Below are 17,796 nucleotides of genomic sequence, written 5' to 3' on the forward strand. Positions count from 1 at the left end.
GGCGGCCCTCCGCGACCCTCGCGCCCCGGAACGCATCGCGCGGCAGATGGCCGCGTGGGCCACGCGCGAAGGCGTCCGTGACCTCACCTCCATCATTGGGACGTTGCAGTGGCCCTCCTGACCCCATCCGTCATCCCCATCGTTGCCCTCGACGTTCCAGACCGCGCCGGGGCCGAAGCGGTGGTCCACCGCCTCGGGGACGCCTGTGGCTTCTACAAGGTCGGGCTCGAACTCTTCTCAGCCGAAGGCCCGTCCATCGTGGCCTGGCTGCGGGAACTCGGGAAGGAAGTGTTCGTCGACCTCAAGCTCCACGATATCCCCAACACGGTGCGCGGCGCGGCGCGGAGTGTTGCGCGACACGGCGCCTCGCTCCTTACGGTCCATGCCAGCGGCGGACGCGAGATGATCGCCGCCGCCGTGGAAGGCGCCCGTGAGGGACGCCCCGACGGCGGGTGCGGCATTCTCGGCGTGACGATCCTCACCAGCATGGACGCCGCCGGGGTCGAGGCGGCGTGGGGGCGGACCGGCGTCACCGTGCAGAACGAAGTGCTCCGGTTGGCCGGGCTGGTGGCGGCTGGGCAGGGCGCCGGAATCGTCTGCTCCGGGCACGAGGCCGCGGCCGTCCGGGGCGCCTTCGGCGATCAGCTCGGCTTGCTCATCCCGGGGATCCGGCTGCCGGGGGGCGACGCCCACGATCAGCGCCGGGTGATGACTCCGGCGGCGGCGGCGGATGCGGGCGCCCGCTGGCTGATTCTGGGTCGGGCCGTCACCGGCGCGGCCGATCCGGTGGCGGCAATGGCAGAAGTCCGGCGCTCACTTGCGGTGATCTCCTAAGTCCGCTAGGCTTCGGGTCTTGCCCGTTTTTGGGGCATTTCACCGGCCAATCCGCTGGCCACTTTCGCTTCGCTCGTGCGCGGAATCGGGGCTCTTGCAAGAGAGCGCGATGCTTCATGAGCGATGAACAGCATGGGGAGTCCAGCCGGCCACCAAAGGTGGTGCGGGAGGCTCCGTCAGCGCGTGAGCGCTGAGGTGACCCGTGAAAGTTCGCAGCAGCGTCAAGCCGATCTGTGAGCACTGCAAAGTCGTGAAGCGACAGGGCGTGACTCGCATCATCTGCAAGCGCAACCCGAAGCACAAGCAGCGTCAGGGCTAAGGGAGCGCACATAACATGGCACGTATTGCCGGCGTTGATCTTCCGCGTGAAAAGAAGATCGAGATTGGCCTGACCTACATCTTCGGCATCGGTCGCAAGACCGCCCAGAAGATCCTCGAGGCCACGGGTGTGTCGAGCGCGCAGCGCGTTCGCGACCTGAACGACAACGATCTCAACAAGCTCCGTCAGGAAATCGAGCGCAATCATCGCGTGGAAGGTGCGCTTCGCACCGAAGTCGCGATGAACATCAAGCGCCTGATGGATATCGGCTCCTACCGTGGCACGCGCCACCGTCGTGGCCTCCCTGTGCGCGGGCAGCGCACGCACACGAACGCGCGCACCAAGAAGGGGCCGCGCCGCGCTATCGCGGGCAAGAAGAAGGTGACCAAGTAAGCCATGGCTACCGCGAAGAAGACCAAGCGCGTCGTCGAGGCGGAAGGCATCGCCCACGTCAGCGCCACGTTCAACAACACGACCATCACGATCACCGACATGCATGGCAACGCGGTGTCGTGGGGCTCGGCCGGCAAGGCGGGCTTCAAGGGGTCGAAGAAGTCCACGCCGTTCGCCGCCACGGTGGCCTCCGAGCAGTGCGCGCGCGAAGCGCTCACCGCCGGGGTGCGCCGCGTGCACGTGCGCGTGCAGGGTCCCGGTTCCGGCCGTGAGTCGGCCATCCAGGCGCTCGCCGCTGCCGGTCTCCAGGTGAAGTCCATCCGCGACGTCACCCCGATTCCGCACAACGGCTGCCGTCCCCCCAAGCGCCGGAGGGTTTGATCCATGGCTCGTTATACTGGTCCCAGCTGCCGTCAGTGCCGTCGTGAGGGCGCCAAGCTCTTCCTGAAGGGCACCAAGTGCTTCACCGAGAAGTGCCCCGTCGAGCGTCGTCCGTACGCCCCGGGTCAGCACGGTCAGGCCACGGCGCGTCGCAAGAAGATGTCGGAATTCGCCAAGCAGCTGCGCGAGAAGCAGAAGATCAAGCGCATCTACGGCATCTCCGAGAAGCAGTTCCGCAACACGTTCGAGCGCGTAGCGTCGCAGGCCGGCATCACCGGTCACAACCTGCTCGCGGCGCTCGAGACCCGTCTCGACAACGTGGTGTACCGCATGGGCTTTGCCCCGAGCCGCAAGGCCGCGCGTCAGCTCATCCGTCACCGCCACATCGAGGTGAAGGGTCGCCTCCTCGACATCCCGTCGTACCAGGTGCGTCCGGGCGAGGAAGTGCGCGTGAAGCAGAGCTCGCGCGAGCTCGTGCTCGTCATGAGCGCGATGGAGCAGGCGTCGAAGGGCGGCTCGCTCTCCTGGATCGCCGTCGACAAGGAGTCGTTCAGCGGTCGCGTGCTTGAGAAGCCCGCGCGTACGAGCATCCCGCTCGCCGCGCAGGAACAGCTCGTCGTCGAACTGTACTCGAAGTAACCGCAGGGAAGGGCGGGCGCGCTGCGCCCGCCCTGGTCGGGGCCCGAACCCCCTCACGAGTCTACCGCGCGTTCGGGGCGGGGTAGAGCGTCGCCACTCGGTCGAGTGGTGAGACCACTTTCCTCTCCAAGACTTTCATGGCAACCATCGATCTTTCCGGGCTGGTCCGTCCGCAGCTGGTAGAAGCCACCAAGCGCGAGGATTCGCCCAATCTGGCCGAATTCCGTCTGCAGCCGCTCGAACGCGGCTTCGGACACACGCTGGGCAACGCGATGCGTCGACTGCTCCTGTCGTCGCTCCGCGGCTCCGCCGTGTGGGCGTTCCGTATCGACGGGGTGGTGCATGAGCACCAGACCATCGCGGGCGTCGTGGAAGACGTGCACCAGATCATCGGCAACCTCAAGACGCTCACGCTCTCGCTTCCCGACGAAGTGGAGCAGACCGTCCTCCGCATCAGCAAGGCGGGGCCGGGCACGGTGACGGCGGCAGACATCATTGCCACCGGCGGCGTGCGCGTCATCGACCCGTCGCATCACCTCTTCACCATCACCGACGAGCGCGACTTCTCGGTCGAACTCTACGTGAACAAGGGGCGCGGCTACGTCGAGAGCGACCAGCATCCGGCCGACAAGAACCTCCCGGTCGATGTCGTGCGGATCGATGCCATCTACAACCCGGTCCGTCGGGCCAACTTCACCGTCGCGGAAACCCGCGTCGGGCAGCGCACCGACTACGACCGTCTCACGCTGACCGTCGAAACCAACGGCACGATGTCGCCGGAGGAAGCAGTCAGCTACGCGGCCGCCCTCGCCCAGACCCACTTCCAGTACTTCGTGGGCTTCGGGTCGTCGGCGTCCGCACAGCCCGGCGCGGCCGGCGACGGAGCCAACTCCGACGCCATCCGTCTCGCTGAGCTGTTCCGCACCCCGATCGATGATCTCGAGCTGTCGGTGCGGTCTGTCAATTCACTCAAGAACTCCAACATCCGCTCGCTCGGCGATCTGGTTCGCCAGACCGAGGCGCAGATCCTCCAGGTCAAGAACTTCGGCAAGAAGTCCCTGCAGGAAATCGCCGCGCTGCTCGAGAAGGAAGGGCTCAACTTCGGCATGCGCTACGAGGAGAGCACGGACGGCGTCCGTATCCTCGATATGGGCACCCCGCCCAGCCGCGCGGCCGAGAATGCGCCCGATGACGACGACGACGAGGACTAACTCCCATGCGCCATCGTAAGGCCAACCGCCAGCTCCGGCGGACTAGTGAGCAGCGTCTCGCGCTGCTCCGCAACCTCGCGACCTCGCTCATCGAGCAGGGCGCGATCGAGACGACCGAAGCAAAGGCCAAGGAGCTGCGCCCGTTCGTCGAAAAGCTGATTACCAAGGCTCGCACCGGCACGCTCCACGCGCGCCGGCTCGCTGGCAAGCACGTTCAGAAGCGTGAGGCCGCGGACAAGCTCTTCCAGGAGCTGGGTCCCGCGTTCGCCACGCGCCCGGGCGGCTACACGCGCATTCTCAAGACCGGCCACCGCAAGGGTGACGGGGCCGAGATGGCGCGCATCGAACTCATCCTGAACTGAGACCACGCCCATGGCCATCAGTCGCAATCGCTGCTACCACTGTGAGAAGGGTGTTGCCTACGGCAACAACGTCTCGCACGCGAACAACAAGACGCGCCGCACCTGGAAGCCCAACCTCCAGGTCGTGCGTACGCTCGAAGCGGGCAAGATCATCAAGGTGAAGGTCTGCACGCGTTGCCTTGCCGCCGGCAAGGTCCAGCGCGCGCCGCGCGGTCAGGTCGCCGTCGCGTAAATCGCCCGACGCTTTGCACCACGCGGGGAGCTCGCTCGAACAGCGGGTCTCCCCGCGTCGTGTATCCGACGACGCGATGCCCGGGTGGTCAGTGCGTGAGGCGAGTGACCCGCCACTGCCTACCCGAACTAATCACCCGATACTGATCTGTTCGTGACCAAGACCGCTCTCATCACCGGCATCACCGGCCAGGACGGCTCCTACCTCGCCGAGTACCTGCTCGCCAAGGGCTATCGCGTTGTCGGGGTCGTGCGACGTTCCTCCACCACCCCGTACGAGCGCATCGCGCATCTCGTCGATCGCATTGAGCTCGTCTCGGCCGACCTCCTCGACCAGACGTCGCTCACCGATGTCGTACACGCCGCGCAGCCCGACGAGATCTACAATCTCGCCGCGCAGAGCTTTGTGCAGACGTCGTGGAATCAGCCCGTGCTCACCGGCGAGTTCACGGCCCTCGGCGTCACGCGCATGCTCGAAGCCCTGCGTAAAGCCGCCCCCAAGGCACGCTTCTATCAGGCCAGTTCCAGCGAGCAGTTCGGCAAAGTGGTGGAAACACCACAGCGCGAATCCACGCCGTTCTATCCGCGTTCGCCCTACGGCGTCGCCAAGGTGTACGGTCACTGGATCACGGTGAACTATCGCGAAAGCTTCGATCTGTTCGCGGTCAGCGGCATTCTGTTCAATCACGAGTCGCCGCGTCGCGGGCTCGAGTTCGTCACCCGCAAGATTTCCGACGGCGTCGCCCGTATCAAACACGGGTTGCAGCACGACTTGCGGCTCGGCAACCTCGATGCCCGTCGCGATTGGGGCTTCGCCGGCGACTACGTCGATGCCATGTGGCGCATGCTCCAGCAGGATCAGCCAGACGACTTTGTCATCGGCACCGGTGAGACCTATTCGGTGCGTGAGTTTTGTGAGCTCGCCTTCGGGGCCGTGGGGCTCGATTACCGCGAGCACGTCGTGCAGGATGAGCGCTTCTTCCGTCCCGCCGAAGTCGATCTGCTCGTGGCCGACCCGTCGAGAGCCAAGGCCGAACTCGGGTGGACTCCGCGCGTCAACTTCCGGCAGTTGGTGGAGATGATGGTGGAGGCCGACCTCGCCCGGTACCACGGCGCGAAGTGAACGCGGCGGACGGGCGTCCGCTGGGGCGCGTACTGGTAACCGGCGCTGCCGGGTTCGTGGGGCGGTGGCTGCTGCCAGCGCTGCACACTTCCGGCGCTGAGCTGTTCGCGCTGGCAACCGATCCGGTCACTGAGGTGGTGCTACCGGGCGTGCCTTCGCTGCCGCCCGGCGTGACGTGGCTCCTCGGCGATCTTCGCGACGATGACTACGTCCGGCAGGTCGTCGCAACCGCGCGTCCCGATACGGTCATCCACCTCGCCGCCATCTCGCACGTCCCCACGGCCATGGCCGACCCGGCCCTCGCGTGGGACATCAACGTCACGGCGACGGCGCGTCTCCTTCACCATCTCGCGCGACACGGCGAACAGACGACCCACGCTCCGTTGGTCCTCATCGTCGGGAGCGCAGAGCAGTACGGGCGGGATGACTCGCACGTCATGCCCCTCGCCGAAACCGCCGTTCAGGCGCCGCGCACGGTATATGCCGCCACCAAGGCCGCCCAGGAGGTACTCGCGCTGCAGGCCTGGCGCAGCGGGGCGCTGCCGATCGTCGTGGCGCGCAGCTTCAATCACAGTGGGGCGGGGCAACCGCCGCGCTTTCTCCTCCCGGCGCTGGTGCGGCGGGCGAAGGCGTTGACCACGGCACCGGCCGGTACCCCCATGCCGGTTGGCAATCGTTCGCCAGTTCGCGACTTCCTGCATGTAAGTGATGTCGTGGCTGCGTATATTTCCCTCTGTCAGCGGGGCACGCCCGGCGAGGCGTACAACGTGGCCAGTGGCACCGGATGGTCGGTGCAGCAGATCCTCGACAAGGTCATCGCGCGTACCGGTACGCGCGCCGTGCCCACCGAAGATCCGGCGCTGGTTCGCCCGGTTGATGTCCCCGTACTCATCGGGGATTCGCGAAAGCTGCAGCACGCCACTGGGTGGCGAGCGCGGCGATCACTCGACGATATCATCGAAGACCTCCTTCTCCATGCCGCGACGTTCTGACCTGCACCGGATTCTCGTGATCGGCTCTGGCCCGATCGTGATCGGGCAGGCCGCTGAGTTCGATTATTCTGGAACGCAGGCCACCAAGGCACTGCGCGAGGAGGGCTACGAAGTCATCCTCGTGAACTCCAATCCGGCCACCATCATGACCGATCCGGAGTTCGCGGATCGCACATACGTGGAACCGGTCACCCCGGAGTTCGTCGAGAAGATCATCGCCAAGGAACGCCCGGATGCCGTGCTCCCCACCATGGGGGGGCAGACCGCGCTCAACGTCGCGCTCAAGCTCTACGACGACGGCGTGCTCGAGAAGTACGGCTGTGAACTCATCGGGGCCAATGCCCGCGCCATCCGCGTCGCCGAAGACCGCAAGCTCTTCGCCGACGCCATGGAGAAGATCGGGCTCAAGTGCCCCACCGGCACGACCGTCACATCACTCGACGAGGCGCTTGCTGCCGTCGAGAACACCGGCTTCCCCGCGATCATCCGCCCGTCGTTCACGCTGGGCGGCACCGGTGGTGGCGTCGCGTACAATCGCGAAGAATTCGAGACCATGGTCCGCCGTGGCCTCGATCTGTCGCCCGTGCATTCGGTGCTCATCGAACGCTCGCTGCTTGGCTGGAAGGAGTATGAGCTCGAAGTGATGCGCGATTGCGCCGACAACGTCGTGATCGTCTGCTCCATCGAGAACCTCGATCCGATGGGTGTGCATACCGGTGACTCCATCACCGTGGCGCCGGCCATGACGCTCACCGATCGCGAATATCAGGTGATGCGTGACGCCGCCGTGGCCATCATCCGCGAGATCGGAGTGGATGCCGGTGGGTGCAACGTGCAGTTCGCCGTCAATCCGCAGAACGGCGAGCTCATCGTCATCGAGATGAACCCGCGCGTGTCGCGCTCGTCGGCGCTGGCCTCCAAGGCCACCGGGTTCCCCATTGCGCGCATCGGCGCCAAGCTCGCTGTAGGCTATACGCTCGACGAAGTGCCGAACGACATCACGAAGACCACGCCGGCCAGCTTCGAGCCGGTGCTCGACTATGTCATCGTGAAGTGCCCGCGCTTCGCCTTCGAGAAGTTCGCGGCCGCCGATCCGGGGCTCACCACGCAGATGAAGTCGGTGGGCGAGTCCATGGCCATCGGCCGCACGTTTAAGGAAGCGTTCCAGAAGGCGCTGCGCGCGCTTGAAACGGGGCGCACCGGCTGGTCCGTGGGCGAGCGCCTGCAGGATGACCGCCTCACCGAAGGCTCAAAGGAAGAACTGCGCGGCGCGCTCCGTCGTCCCACCCCGGAACGCATCTTCCAGGTGAAGCGCGCCATGCAACTCGGCATGAAGACCGCCGAGCTGCATGAAGTGTCCGGCATCGACCCGTGGTTCCTCGATCAGATGCAGGAACTGCTCGACGCCGAGGCCTGGTATCGCGAACTGCCCGCGGTCGACGCCGAGTCCATGCGCCGCATGAAGCGGCTCGGATTCTCCGATCGCCAGCTGGCGCAGCTCCGCAACCAAACCGAAGGAGAGGCGCGCCAGCTCCGCTGGTCGCTCGGTGTGCGTCCGTCGTACAAGATGATCGACACCTGCGCCGGTGAGTTCCCGTCGAGCACGCCGTACCTCTACGGCAACTACGACGAGGAAAGCGAAGCGCCCACCGAGGGGCGCAAGAAGGTGGTCATCCTGGGATCGGGCCCCAACCGCATCGGGCAGGGTGTCGAGTTCGATTACTGCTGCGTGCGCGCGGTGCTCGCGCTGCGGGAGCAGGGGTACGAGACCATCATGGTCAATTCGAATCCCGAGACGGTCTCCACGGACTTCGATATCTCGGACAAGCTCTACTTCGAGCCGCTCACGCTCGAAGACGTGCTCGAGATCGTGCAGCGGGAGAGCCCGGAAGGCGTGATCGTCCAGCTCGGTGGGCAGACGCCGCTCAAGCTCACGCGCCCGCTCGAGGCGGCAGGGGTGCGAATTCTCGGCACGTCGCCGGACGCCATCGATGCGGCGGAAGACCGCCGCCGCTTCGAGGTCATCGCCCGCGAGCTCGGTATCGAGCAGCCCGCCAACGGCACTGCCACCAGCGTGGACGAAGCTGTGGCCATCGCCGCGAATATCGGCTTCCCCGTGCTTGTGCGCCCGTCGTACGTGCTCGGCGGACGCGCCATGGAAATCGTGCACGACGAAGCGTCGCTGCGTGACTACTTCGAGCGTGCCGCGCGCGTGTCGGAAGATCGTCCCGTGCTGGTCGATCGCTTCCTCGAGGATGCATTCGAAGCCGACGTGGATGCGCTGAGCGATGGCACCGACGTGGTGATCGGCGCCGTGATGGAGCACATCGAAAGCGCCGGTATTCACTCCGGTGACTCGGCGTGCATTCTGCCGCCGTATCTCATCCCGCCGGCCGCCGTGGAGCAGATGAAGGCGCACACCGTGGCCTTCGCGAAGAAGCTCGGCGTCGTGGGGCTCATCAACGTGCAGTACGCCTACAAGGATGGGCAGGTGTACGTGATCGAGGTGAACCCGCGTGCCTCGCGCACCGCGCCATTCGTCTCGAAGGCCATCGGGGTCTCGCTGCCCTCCGTGGCCGCGCGCCTCATGCTTGGTGAGACGCTCGGGCAGATCGGCTTCACGAAGGAAATCGTGCCGCCGTACGTGAGCGTCAAGGAAGCGGTGTTCCCGTTCAACAAGTTCCGGGAGTTCGATCCGGTGCTGAGCCCCGAGATGCGCTCGACCGGCGAAGTCATGGGCATCGACGACGATTTCGGCATGGCGTTCCTCAAGTCGCAGATCGCCGCCGACAACGCGCTGCCGCAGGAAGGCGCCGTGTTCTTTACGGTGAACGATGCCGACAAGCCCACGGCAGCGAAGCTCGCGCAGCGCTTCCACAGCCTCGGATTCGCGATCTACGCCACGAGCGGCACGGCCGCATTCTTCCGTAACGAAGGCGTGCCCGTCACGAGCGTCCTCAAGGTGCATGAGGGGCGTCCGCACGGCGTGGACATGATTCTCAACGGCGAGATTCAACTGCTCGTGAACACGCCGCTTGGCAAGCACGCTCAGGTGGACGACGAGAAGCTTCGTCAGGCCGCGATCTCCAATCGCGTGCCGTATACCACGACGCTCACCGCGGCCAATGCGGCGGTCGAAGCCATCGCCGCCCGTCGTTCGCGCGAGCCCGGCGTCCGGTCACTGCAGGAGTGGCACGCGATTCTCGCCGCACACCAGCCCGCCGGGGTCGCGTGACCGCAGGTAGCATTCCGGGGATGATCGCGCGCGCCGGCGAAGGAAAGGTCGGGGCGCGCGTGGTGCTCGCTGATGGGGCCCTCGTGCACGAGTCGGCGTACGTCGACGACGGCGCCGTGATCGGCGAGGGCACGCGCATCTGGCATTTCTGTCACGTGAACGGGGGCGCTGTGATCGGCCCCCGCTGCTCCCTCGGCCAGAACGTGGTCGTGATGAATGGCGTCACGGTAGGCGCGAACGCCAAGATCCAAAATAACGTGTCGTTGTACGAAGGCGTCGAGTTGGAGGATGACGTGTTTTGTGGTCCCTCCATGGTCTTCACCAACGTGTACAATCCTCGTAGTGCCGTGTCCCGCAAGAACGAGTACCGCCGCACGCTGGTGAAGCGCGGGGCCAGCATTGGCGCCAACGCGACGGTTGTCTGCGGCAACACCATCGGTCGCTTTGCGTTCGTTGGTGCAGGGGCGGTGGTCAATCGTGACGTCCCCGACTACGCGCTGGTGGCCGGTGTCCCTGCGCGCCGTATCGGCTGGATGTCCGAGAGTGGCTTCCGTCTGGAAGTCGTCGGCCCATCGCCAGACGATACTACGGTGGAAGTCTTACGCTGCCCGGGTAGCGGTGCGCTGTACGCGCGCCGCGGTGATGTGGTGGTGCGCATGGAGGCACAGTCATGACCGAGAGCATCATTCCGTCCGGCCAGCGTATCCGCATCGCGCTTGTCGGATGTGGTCGTATCAGCCGGAATCACTTCGACGCCATCGCGAAGATCGCCGATCTCGAACTGGTGTCGGTCTGCGACATCGTGCCGGAGCGAGCGCAGCAGGCCGGAGAAGCGGCCGGCGTCCCTTGGTTCACCAGCCTCGATACGATGCTGGCCGAGGTGCCGAGCGACGCGGTGGTGGTGGCTACCCCCAGCGGGCTCCATCCCCAGCACGGCATCGCCGCGGCGAAGGCGGGCCGGCACGTCATCAGCGAGAAGCCCATGGCCATCTCGCTCGCGGCCGCCGACGCGCTCGTGCAGGCGTGCGATGACCATCGGGTACATCTTTTCGTCGTCAAGCAGAACCGCCTCAATCCGCCCATCGTGCTGCTCAAGCGCGCCATCGATCGCGGTCGCTTCGGCCGTATCTACATGGCGAATTGCACCGTGCGTTGGACGCGGCCGCAGGAGTACTACGATCAGGCACCGTGGCGCGGCACGTGGGAGTTCGACGGCGGCGCGTTCATGAATCAGGCCTCGCATTACGTCGATCTCGTCCAGTGGTTGGTCGGGCCGGTCGAGAGTGTGATGGCGAAGACCGCAACGCTGGCGCGCCGTATCGAGGCCGAGGACAGCGGCGTCGCCGTGCTCAAGTTCCGTTCCGGCGCCATCGGTGCCATCGAGGTCACCATGCTCACCTTCCCGAAGAACCTCGAGGGCAGCATCACCATCCTCGGGGAAAAGGGCACGGTGAAGATCGGTGGAACTGCTGTCAACAAGGTGGAGCATTGGCAGTTCGCCGACTACGACGATGACGACAAGCTCGTCGAGCAGTCGAACACCAACCCGCCCAGCGTGTATGGATTCGGCCACGAGGGGTACTATCGCAACGTCGTATCGGTGCTGCGTGGTGAAGCCAAGCCTGACACCGATGGGCGCGCGGGGCGAAAGTCGTTGGAGCTCATTCTCGGTATCTACGAGTCGGCGAAGACGGGGCGGGATGTGCCGCTGCCGCTGCGCGTGAACATTTGATCGACAGGGAATCATGGCCGTACCGCTTCTCGACCTGAAGGCACAGCACGCCACGATCCGCGACGAAGTCGTGGCGGCGCTCATGGAGGTCGTCGACCAGCAGGCGTTTATTCTGGGCGACCCCGTCGCGCAACTCGAGTGCAGTGTTGCAGGGCTGTCTCAGGTTAAGTTCGCCGTGGGCTGCGCCAACGGGACCGATGCCATTCTGCTGGCGCTGCGCGCGCTGGGCGTCGGCCACGGCGACGAGGTGGTCACCACGCCCTTTACCTTTTTTGCGACGGGCGGCGCGATCCACAACGTCGGCGCGCGTCCGGTCTTCGTAGACATCGATCCGCGTTCGTACAACATTGATCCGGCGCAGGTAACGCCAGCCATCTCGCCAAGTACGAAAGCCGTCATCGCCGTCGATCTGTTTGGGCAGATGGCGCCCATCGAATTGGTGAAAGCCGCCGCGAACGGATTGCCGGTGATCGAAGATGCTGCGCAGTCCATCGGCGCGAGCCGCCTCATCGACGGCAAGAAGGTCATGGCCGGTGAGGCGGCCGCCATCGGGACGTACAGCTTCTTCCCGTCGAAGAATCTGGGTGGGTACGGCGACGGCGGTATGATGGTCACGCAGGATGAAGCGCTCTTCGAGGCGCTCATGAAGCTGCGCACCCATGGCAGCCGTCGCACCTATTACCACGAGATCGTCGGGTACAACAGTCGCCTCGACGCGCTGCAGGCAGCCGTGCTCCGCGCCAAGTTGCCGCACCTCGAGGCGTGGAGCGCCGCGCGTCGTCGCAATGCCGCATACTACGACGCGGCCTTCGCCGACGTCGCGGAAATCGGTACGCCGTGGGTCGATCCGGCCAACACGTCGATCTACAATCAGTACACCATTCGCGTGTCGCGGCGGGATGAGCTTCAGACGTACCTCAAGGAGCGCGGCATCGGGTCGAACGTGTACTATCCGTTGCCCCTGCATTTGCAGCCGTGCTTTGCCTACCTGGGGTATGCCGAGGGCCAGTGCCCGGAGGCGGAGAAGGCGGCCAGGGAAGTGCTCTCACTCCCCGTCTTCCCCGAACTCGCCACGGCCCAACTCGATGAAGTCATCGCAGCGGTACGCGGCTTCTTCGGTCGTTGAGAGCTGAATCCGCATGACCGACAAGACCACCGTCAAGGAGCAGGCGCTGGCCAGGATCGCCGACCGTTCTTCGGTCATCGGCGTGATCGGCCTAGGCTACGTGGGGCTTCCCCTGGCGATGGAGTTCGTCCACGCGGGCTTCCACGTGGTCGGCTACGATGTCAGCCAGCGGGTGGTCGATCTGCTTATGGCGGGGCAGTCCCATATTCAGGACGTGCCGGCCGATGCGGTGCAGGCGGCAGTTGCGAGCGGAAAGTTCCTCGCCACCACGGTCGAGGATCAGCTGCACGCCTGTGATGCCATTTCCATCGCGGTGCCCACGCCGCTGTCCAAGACCCGCGACCCCGACATGGCCTACGTGCTGAGCGCGGCCGACGCGATCGCGCGGCAGGCGCATCCGGGGCTGTGCGTGGTGCTCGAAAGCACCACGTATCCGGGCACGACGCGGGAACTGCTGCAGCCGCGCCTCGAGGCGAAGGGACTCACGGTGGGGGAGGACATCTTCGTCGCGTTCAGCCCCGAACGCGTCGATCCGGGCAATCCCCTCTACCACACGCGTAACACCCCCAAGGTGGTGGGCGGTATCACCCCCGCGTGTGTCGACGTGGCCACCGCCCTTTACGAGAGCTGCATCGACACGGTCGTGCCGGTGAGCTCGCCGGAGGCGGCGGAGCTGGTGAAACTGCTCGAGAACACGTTCCGCGCCGTGAACATCGGGCTGGTGAACGAAATCGCGATCGTATGTGACAAACTGGGCGTGAACGTTTGGGAAGTCATCGATGCCGCGGCCACCAAGCCGTTCGGGTTCATGAAGTTCACCCCGGGCCCTGGCATCGGGGGGCACTGTATCCCGCTCGACCCGCACTACCTCGCCTGGAAGATGCGCACGCTCAATTACAAGACGCGCTTCATCGACCTCGCGAGCGAGATCAACTCGCACATGCCCGAGTACGTCGTGCAGAAGGTGGCCGATGCGCTCAATGATGTCCGCAAGGCCGTGCGGGGAAGTCGGGTGCTCGTGTTGGGCGTGGCGTACAAGCGTGATATCGACGACGTACGAGAAAGCCCGGCGCTCGATGTGATCCGCCTGCTCGAGGAACGAGGGGGGCATGTGGAGTTCCACGATCCCTTCGTCACCGAGTTCCGCGAGGACGGGCACACCCGACGGGGGGTGGAGCTCAGCGACGAAATGCTGCGGTGGGCCGACGCCGTGGTCGTCGTCACGGACCACAAGTCGGTGGACTACCAGCGGGTCGTCGATCACGCTACCCTCGTGGTGGACACGCGCAACGTCACCGCCGGCCTCACGTCGGGGCGGGCACGTATCGTGCCACTGGCCTCCGGGTCGGCAGCCTCCCGCGCGTGATCCGATCAGTCAGAACGCACCGGCCTCGCCTTCCTCGGGTATCTTTAGTCGCATGAGTCCTATCCCCAACCGCGTCGAATTCCGCCTGCTCGTCCTGCTCGCCGTTGCCACGGCGCTGGCGGGGTGCGGCCGTGGGTTTCAGCCGCGGGATTACGCGACCCCGGAAGCGCTGTTCCAGGCCACCCTGCTGGAATTCCAGGCCAAGAAGTGGGATAACGCGCAGCTCGGCTTCGAACGGCTGACCAGCGACCTCTCGTCGCGCGACCCGCTCCTGGCCCCCGCGTACTTCTACCTCGCCCTCACCCACGAGAAGCGGCAGGAATACCTGCTCGCGGCGCAGGCCTTCGAGCGGGTCACCGATGGCTTCCCCGACGACACGCTCGCCCCCACGGCGATGCTTGGCACGGGGCGCGCGTATCAGAGCATGTGGCGTCGGCCCTCCCTCGATCCCGAGCAGGGGCAGAAGGCGGCGTCGGTTCTCCGCGCCCTGCTGTCGTCCTATCCGGAAGCCCGCGAGACCGAAGACGCCAAGCGTCGCATCACGCTGCTCGAGGAATGGTTCGCCGAGAAGGACTATCAGACGGCCGTGCACTACATCAAAGTGCGGCCCGTCGTCGACGGCGCGATCATCTACCTGAAGGACATCGTCACCACGTATCCCTCGACCAAGGCCGCCCGCCTGTCGTGGCTGCGTTTGCATGAGCTGTACACCAAGATCCGCTGGAAGGAAGACGCGGCGGAAACGTGTACGGCCATGTGGAAGGCCTATCCCGGCGATGTCGAAGTCAAGACCGCCTGCGGGGCGGCGCCAGCCGATTCGGCCAGGTCCAATGCGGTGCCGCCCAGCGGTATCGCCTCGCCGGTCGCCTACGCCCGGCCGGCCCCCGCCGCCCGCGGCTGACCCGTCGGCCCTGTGCGCATCGGCCTCTTCGGCGGCAGTTTCGATCCGCCGCACAACGGCCATCTTCTCGTCGCACAGGACGCCCTCGAGGCGCTTGCCCTCGATCGCCTGCTGGTCATCCCGGCGGCGCAGCAGCCGCTTAAGGACCAGGGCCAAACGCCCGCCGAACACCGGCTTGCCATGGTGCAGGCCTGTTTCGCGGGAGTGCCGCAGGTGCAGGTCGACCCCGTAGAAATCACGCGGGGCGGGTTATCTTTCATGGTTGACACCGTGGAGGATGTGCAGCGGCGATGGCCGTCTGCCCGCCTCCACCTCCTCATCGGCAGCGACGTGGTCCCCACGTTGCCGCGCTGGAAGGAACCGGAACGACTGCTCGGCATGGTCCGACTGGTCGTGCTGTACCGGGACACCACCGACACGCCGTCCGTCGATCGGGAGATTCATGGTGGTGGCTCGGCCGAATGGCTGGCTACCCGCCGGGTGGATGTGTCGTCAACCGAAATCAGGACGCGGGTGCGGAACGGGCGCTCCATCAAGGGCTTCGTTCCGGATGCCGTGGCGACGTACATCGCATCCACCGGGTTGTATCTCGACAAATCCCGGACAGCGGATCGCGCGGAAGTCTGAGCCAACGGGCCCGGACACTGCCGACCGGTGTCTTTGCCAAGGAGTTCAGAGGTCCGTATGCTGAAGGGGTTGATCAGTAAAGTGTTCGGCACGCGCCATGAGCGTGAGCGGAAGCGTGTGCAGCCGATCCTCGATGAGATCCACGAGATCGAGGGCCGGCTCGGGTCGCTCTCCGACGCCGAGATTCAGGGGCAGACCGCCAAGTTCCGCGGCATCCTCGCCGAGCGCACCGGCTCCATCGCGGCACGGATCGCCGAACTCAAGGCCGCCAAACACGACACGGCCGACGCCACCGAGCGCGAGCGCCTCGACGCCGAGCTGCAGGGCGTGGATGGCCGCGGTGGGGCCGAGGGCGAATTGCGTGCGGCCATCGCCGAGGCGCTCGACGACCTGCTCCCCGAGGCGTTCGCCACCGTGCGCGAGGCCTGCCGCCGCTTGCGCGGCACCACGGTGAATGTCACCGGCCACGAGCTCACGTGGGACATGGTGCCGTACGACGTGCAGCTCATCGGCGGTATTCAGCTGCACCTCGGCCGCATTGCCGAAATGGCCACCGGTGAGGGCAAGACGCTCGTCGCCACCCTGCCACTGTATCTCAATGCGCTCCCCGGTCGCGGCGCCCATCTGGTCACCGTCAATAACTACCTGGCGCGGCGTGACTCGCAGTGGATGGGCCATCTGTACGGCTGGCTCGGGCTCACGGTCGCGTGCCTCGACGACACCGAACCCGGGTCGTGGGAGCGCAAGGCGGCCTACGGGTCGGATATCACGTATGGCACCAACAACGAGTTCGGATTCGACTACCTGCGTGACAACATGGTGGTCTCGCTCGATCAGCGCGTGCAGCGTCCGCACATTTTCGCGCTCGTCGATGAAGTGGACTCGGTGCTCATCGATGAGGCGCGGACCCCGCTCATCATCTCGGGACCCGTGGGCAACGAGAGTGACGGCCAGTACGCCGAATTCAATACCTCGGTCGAGCGCCTCGTGCGCAAGCAGAACGAGCTGGTCAACCAGCTCGTGGCCGACGGTGAACGTGCCCTCGAAAGCAAGGATCAGGACGCCGCGCTGCAGTTGTACAAGGCACAGATGGGTGGGCCGAAGAACAAGCGACTCATGAAGGTGCTGCAGGAGCCCGGTGTGAAGCAGCTCGTGCAGCGGATCGAGCTCGATGTGATCGCCGACAAGAAGCTGCCCGTGTCGAAGCGCACGTTCCGCGACATCGAAGACGACATGCTCTTCGTGCTCGACGAGAAGGGCCACACGGTGCACCTCACCGAGAAGGGGCTCGACTGGCTCTCGCCCGATCATCCCGACACGTTCGTCCTGCCCGACATCTCGTTGCTCATCGGGCAGATCGATCGTGACGGGGAACTCTCTGCAACCGAACGGCTTGAGCGTCGCAATGCGGTGGAGCGCGAGTACGCCACGAAGAGCGAGCGGCTCAACATCATCCACCAGCTGCTCCGCGCGCACGCCCTGTACGAAAAGGACGTGAATTACGTGGTGCAGGAAGGCCAGGTGCTCATCGTCGACGAGTACACGGGTCGTACCATGCCCGGTCGTCGTTGGAGTGAGGGGCTCCATCAGGCGGTGGAAGCGAAGGAACGGGTGCAGGTGAAGGGAGAGACACAGACGCTCGCCACCATCACCATCCAGAACTACTTCCGCATGTACGAGAAGCTGGCCGGCATGACCGGCACGGCTGAAACGGAAGAGGCGGAGTTCCACACGATTTATGGTCTCGAGGTGTCGGTCATCCCGACTAACCGAGGCATTCAGCGCGACGACCGGCAGGATCTCGTCTTCAAGACGCGTCGCGAGAAGTACAACGCCATCGTCGAGGAAACGCGCCGTCTCCACGAACTCGGATTCCCCGTACTCGTCGGTACGGCGAGTGTCGAGGCGTCGGAAACGCTGGCGCGTCTCTTTGCCCGGGCAGGGCTCAAGCACAACGTACTGAACGCCAAGTACCACCAGCGTGAGGCCGAGATCGTGGCCGACGCGGGACGTCCGGGGGCCATCACGATCGCCACGAACATGGCCGGCCGTGGTACCGACATCAAACTCGGCGAAGGCGTACGAGAGGCGAAGCCGTCACGCATCACCGATCCCGATGGCAAGGAGATCGACGTGTCCGAGATCGGCGGGTTGCACATCATCGGTTCCGAGCGCCACGAGTCGCGTCGCATCGATCGACAGCTGCGTGGCCGCTCGGGTCGTCAGGGCGATCCCGGGGCCTCGCAGTTCTTCCTGTCGCTCGAGGACGACCTCATGCGGTTGTTCGGCTCGGAGCGCATCGCCAAGCTGATGGATCGTATGGG

18 protein-coding genes are annotated in these 17,796 nt (G+C 65.4%); all 18 read left to right on the plus strand.

Features of this window, described 5'->3' with window-relative positions; translation table 11 throughout:
* Positions 1-117 precede the first annotated feature (117 nt).
* Positions 118-834, plus strand: coding sequence for an orotidine-5'-phosphate decarboxylase (gene pyrF, locus ACIQ6O_RS03920; protein ID WP_396206489.1), 717 nt, complete (start codon positions 118-120; stop codon positions 832-834).
* A 202-nt stretch (positions 835-1,036) separates the two neighbouring features.
* On the plus strand, positions 1,037-1,153 hold the full coding sequence (gene rpmJ / locus ACIQ6O_RS03925) for a 50S ribosomal protein L36 (protein ID WP_012683466.1): 117 nt from the start codon (positions 1,037-1,039) through the stop codon (positions 1,151-1,153).
* A gap of 15 nt (positions 1,154-1,168) precedes the next feature.
* Positions 1,169-1,546: a 30S ribosomal protein S13 gene (gene rpsM, locus ACIQ6O_RS03930; protein WP_396206476.1), complete on the plus strand. Its 378-nt coding sequence runs from the start codon at positions 1,169-1,171 to the stop codon at positions 1,544-1,546.
* 3 nt (positions 1,547-1,549) lie between these two features.
* The gene (gene rpsK, locus ACIQ6O_RS03935; RefSeq protein WP_026849821.1) at positions 1,550-1,927 is read left to right on the plus strand and encodes a 30S ribosomal protein S11; all 378 of its coding nucleotides are present in this window, start codon (positions 1,550-1,552) and stop codon (positions 1,925-1,927) included.
* 3 nt (positions 1,928-1,930) lie between these two features.
* Entirely contained in the window at positions 1,931-2,566 is a 636-nt protein-coding gene (gene rpsD / locus ACIQ6O_RS03940) for a 30S ribosomal protein S4 (RefSeq protein ID WP_396206477.1), read from the plus strand.
* A 137-nt stretch (positions 2,567-2,703) separates the two neighbouring features.
* Positions 2,704-3,777, plus strand: coding sequence for a DNA-directed RNA polymerase subunit alpha (locus ACIQ6O_RS03945; RefSeq protein ID WP_396206478.1), 1,074 nt, complete (start codon positions 2,704-2,706; stop codon positions 3,775-3,777).
* Positions 3,778-3,782: 5 nt separating this feature from the next.
* Entirely contained in the window at positions 3,783-4,139 is a 357-nt protein-coding gene (rplQ, locus tag ACIQ6O_RS03950; RefSeq protein ID WP_306518675.1) for a 50S ribosomal protein L17, read from the plus strand.
* Between the two features lie 10 nt (positions 4,140-4,149).
* Positions 4,150-4,371, plus strand: a complete 222-nt coding sequence (gene rpmB / locus ACIQ6O_RS03955) for a 50S ribosomal protein L28 (protein WP_306518673.1) — start codon at positions 4,150-4,152, stop codon at positions 4,369-4,371.
* A gap of 153 nt (positions 4,372-4,524) precedes the next feature.
* Positions 4,525-5,493, plus strand: a complete 969-nt coding sequence (gmd, locus tag ACIQ6O_RS03960; RefSeq protein ID WP_396206479.1) for a GDP-mannose 4,6-dehydratase — start codon at positions 4,525-4,527, stop codon at positions 5,491-5,493.
* A complete protein-coding gene (locus ACIQ6O_RS03965) occupies positions 5,490-6,485 on the plus strand; it encodes a GDP-mannose 4,6-dehydratase (RefSeq protein ID WP_396206480.1) in 996 nt (331 codons plus the stop codon). Before gmd ends, ACIQ6O_RS03965 begins: the two co-directional genes overlap by 4 nt.
* Positions 6,469-9,720: a carbamoyl-phosphate synthase large subunit gene (gene carB, locus ACIQ6O_RS03970; protein ID WP_396206481.1), complete on the plus strand. Its 3,252-nt coding sequence runs from the start codon at positions 6,469-6,471 to the stop codon at positions 9,718-9,720. Before ACIQ6O_RS03965 ends, carB begins: the two co-directional genes overlap by 17 nt.
* A gap of 20 nt (positions 9,721-9,740) precedes the next feature.
* A complete protein-coding gene (locus ACIQ6O_RS03975; RefSeq protein WP_396206482.1) occupies positions 9,741-10,394 on the plus strand; it encodes a DapH/DapD/GlmU-related protein in 654 nt (217 codons plus the stop codon).
* A complete protein-coding gene (locus tag ACIQ6O_RS03980) occupies positions 10,391-11,452 on the plus strand; it encodes a Gfo/Idh/MocA family protein (protein ID WP_396206483.1) in 1,062 nt (353 codons plus the stop codon). Before ACIQ6O_RS03975 ends, ACIQ6O_RS03980 begins: the two co-directional genes overlap by 4 nt.
* 13 nt (positions 11,453-11,465) lie before the next feature.
* On the plus strand, positions 11,466-12,578 hold the full coding sequence (locus ACIQ6O_RS03985) for a DegT/DnrJ/EryC1/StrS family aminotransferase (protein ID WP_396206484.1): 1,113 nt from the start codon (positions 11,466-11,468) through the stop codon (positions 12,576-12,578).
* Between the two features lie 13 nt (positions 12,579-12,591).
* The gene (locus ACIQ6O_RS03990) at positions 12,592-13,944 is read left to right on the plus strand and encodes a nucleotide sugar dehydrogenase (protein ID WP_396206485.1); all 1,353 of its coding nucleotides are present in this window, start codon (positions 12,592-12,594) and stop codon (positions 13,942-13,944) included.
* Positions 13,945-13,996: 52 nt separating this feature from the next.
* Complete coding sequence (locus ACIQ6O_RS03995) at positions 13,997-14,845, plus strand: outer membrane protein assembly factor BamD (protein ID WP_396206486.1); 849 nt, start codon at positions 13,997-13,999, stop codon at positions 14,843-14,845.
* A 12-nt stretch (positions 14,846-14,857) separates the two neighbouring features.
* Positions 14,858-15,472 (plus strand): nicotinate (nicotinamide) nucleotide adenylyltransferase, encoded by a 615-nt coding sequence (gene nadD / locus ACIQ6O_RS04000; RefSeq protein WP_396206487.1) that lies wholly within the window; start codon positions 14,858-14,860, stop codon positions 15,470-15,472.
* 57 nt (positions 15,473-15,529) lie between these two features.
* Positions 15,530-17,796: preprotein translocase subunit SecA (gene secA / locus ACIQ6O_RS04005; protein ID WP_396206488.1), on the plus strand; the 2,267-nt coding region annotated here is incomplete at its 3' end.

The sequence above is a fragment of the Gemmatimonas sp. genome (assembly GCF_044345575.1).
Classification (GTDB): Bacteria; Gemmatimonadota; Gemmatimonadetes; order Gemmatimonadales; family Gemmatimonadaceae; genus Gemmatimonas.

Bases quoted from the DNA above. Each gene is read 5' to 3' on its own strand.
- ACIQ6O_RS03995 (WP_396206486.1), top strand. From the start codon at position 13,997: ATGAGTCCTATCCCCAACCGCGTCGAATTCCGCCTGCTCGTCCTGCTC.
- ACIQ6O_RS03975 (WP_396206482.1), top strand. From the start codon at position 9,741: ATGATCGCGCGCGCCGGCGAAGGAAAGGTCGGGGCGCGCGTGGTGCTC.
- rpsM (WP_396206476.1), top strand. From the start codon at position 1,169: ATGGCACGTATTGCCGGCGTTGATCTTCCGCGTGAAAAGAAGATCGAG.
- rpsD (WP_396206477.1), top strand. From the start codon at position 1,931: ATGGCTCGTTATACTGGTCCCAGCTGCCGTCAGTGCCGTCGTGAGGGC.
- ACIQ6O_RS03985 (WP_396206484.1), top strand. From the start codon at position 11,466: ATGGCCGTACCGCTTCTCGACCTGAAGGCACAGCACGCCACGATCCGC.
- carB (WP_396206481.1), top strand. From the start codon at position 6,469: ATGCCGCGACGTTCTGACCTGCACCGGATTCTCGTGATCGGCTCTGGC.
- rpmB (WP_306518673.1), top strand. From the start codon at position 4,150: ATGGCCATCAGTCGCAATCGCTGCTACCACTGTGAGAAGGGTGTTGCC.
- rplQ (WP_306518675.1), top strand. From the start codon at position 3,783: ATGCGCCATCGTAAGGCCAACCGCCAGCTCCGGCGGACTAGTGAGCAG.
- ACIQ6O_RS03945 (WP_396206478.1), top strand. From the start codon at position 2,704: ATGGCAACCATCGATCTTTCCGGGCTGGTCCGTCCGCAGCTGGTAGAA.
- rpsK (WP_026849821.1), top strand. From the start codon at position 1,550: ATGGCTACCGCGAAGAAGACCAAGCGCGTCGTCGAGGCGGAAGGCATC.
- ACIQ6O_RS03990 (WP_396206485.1), top strand. From the start codon at position 12,592: ATGACCGACAAGACCACCGTCAAGGAGCAGGCGCTGGCCAGGATCGCC.
- ACIQ6O_RS03980 (WP_396206483.1), top strand. From the start codon at position 10,391: ATGACCGAGAGCATCATTCCGTCCGGCCAGCGTATCCGCATCGCGCTT.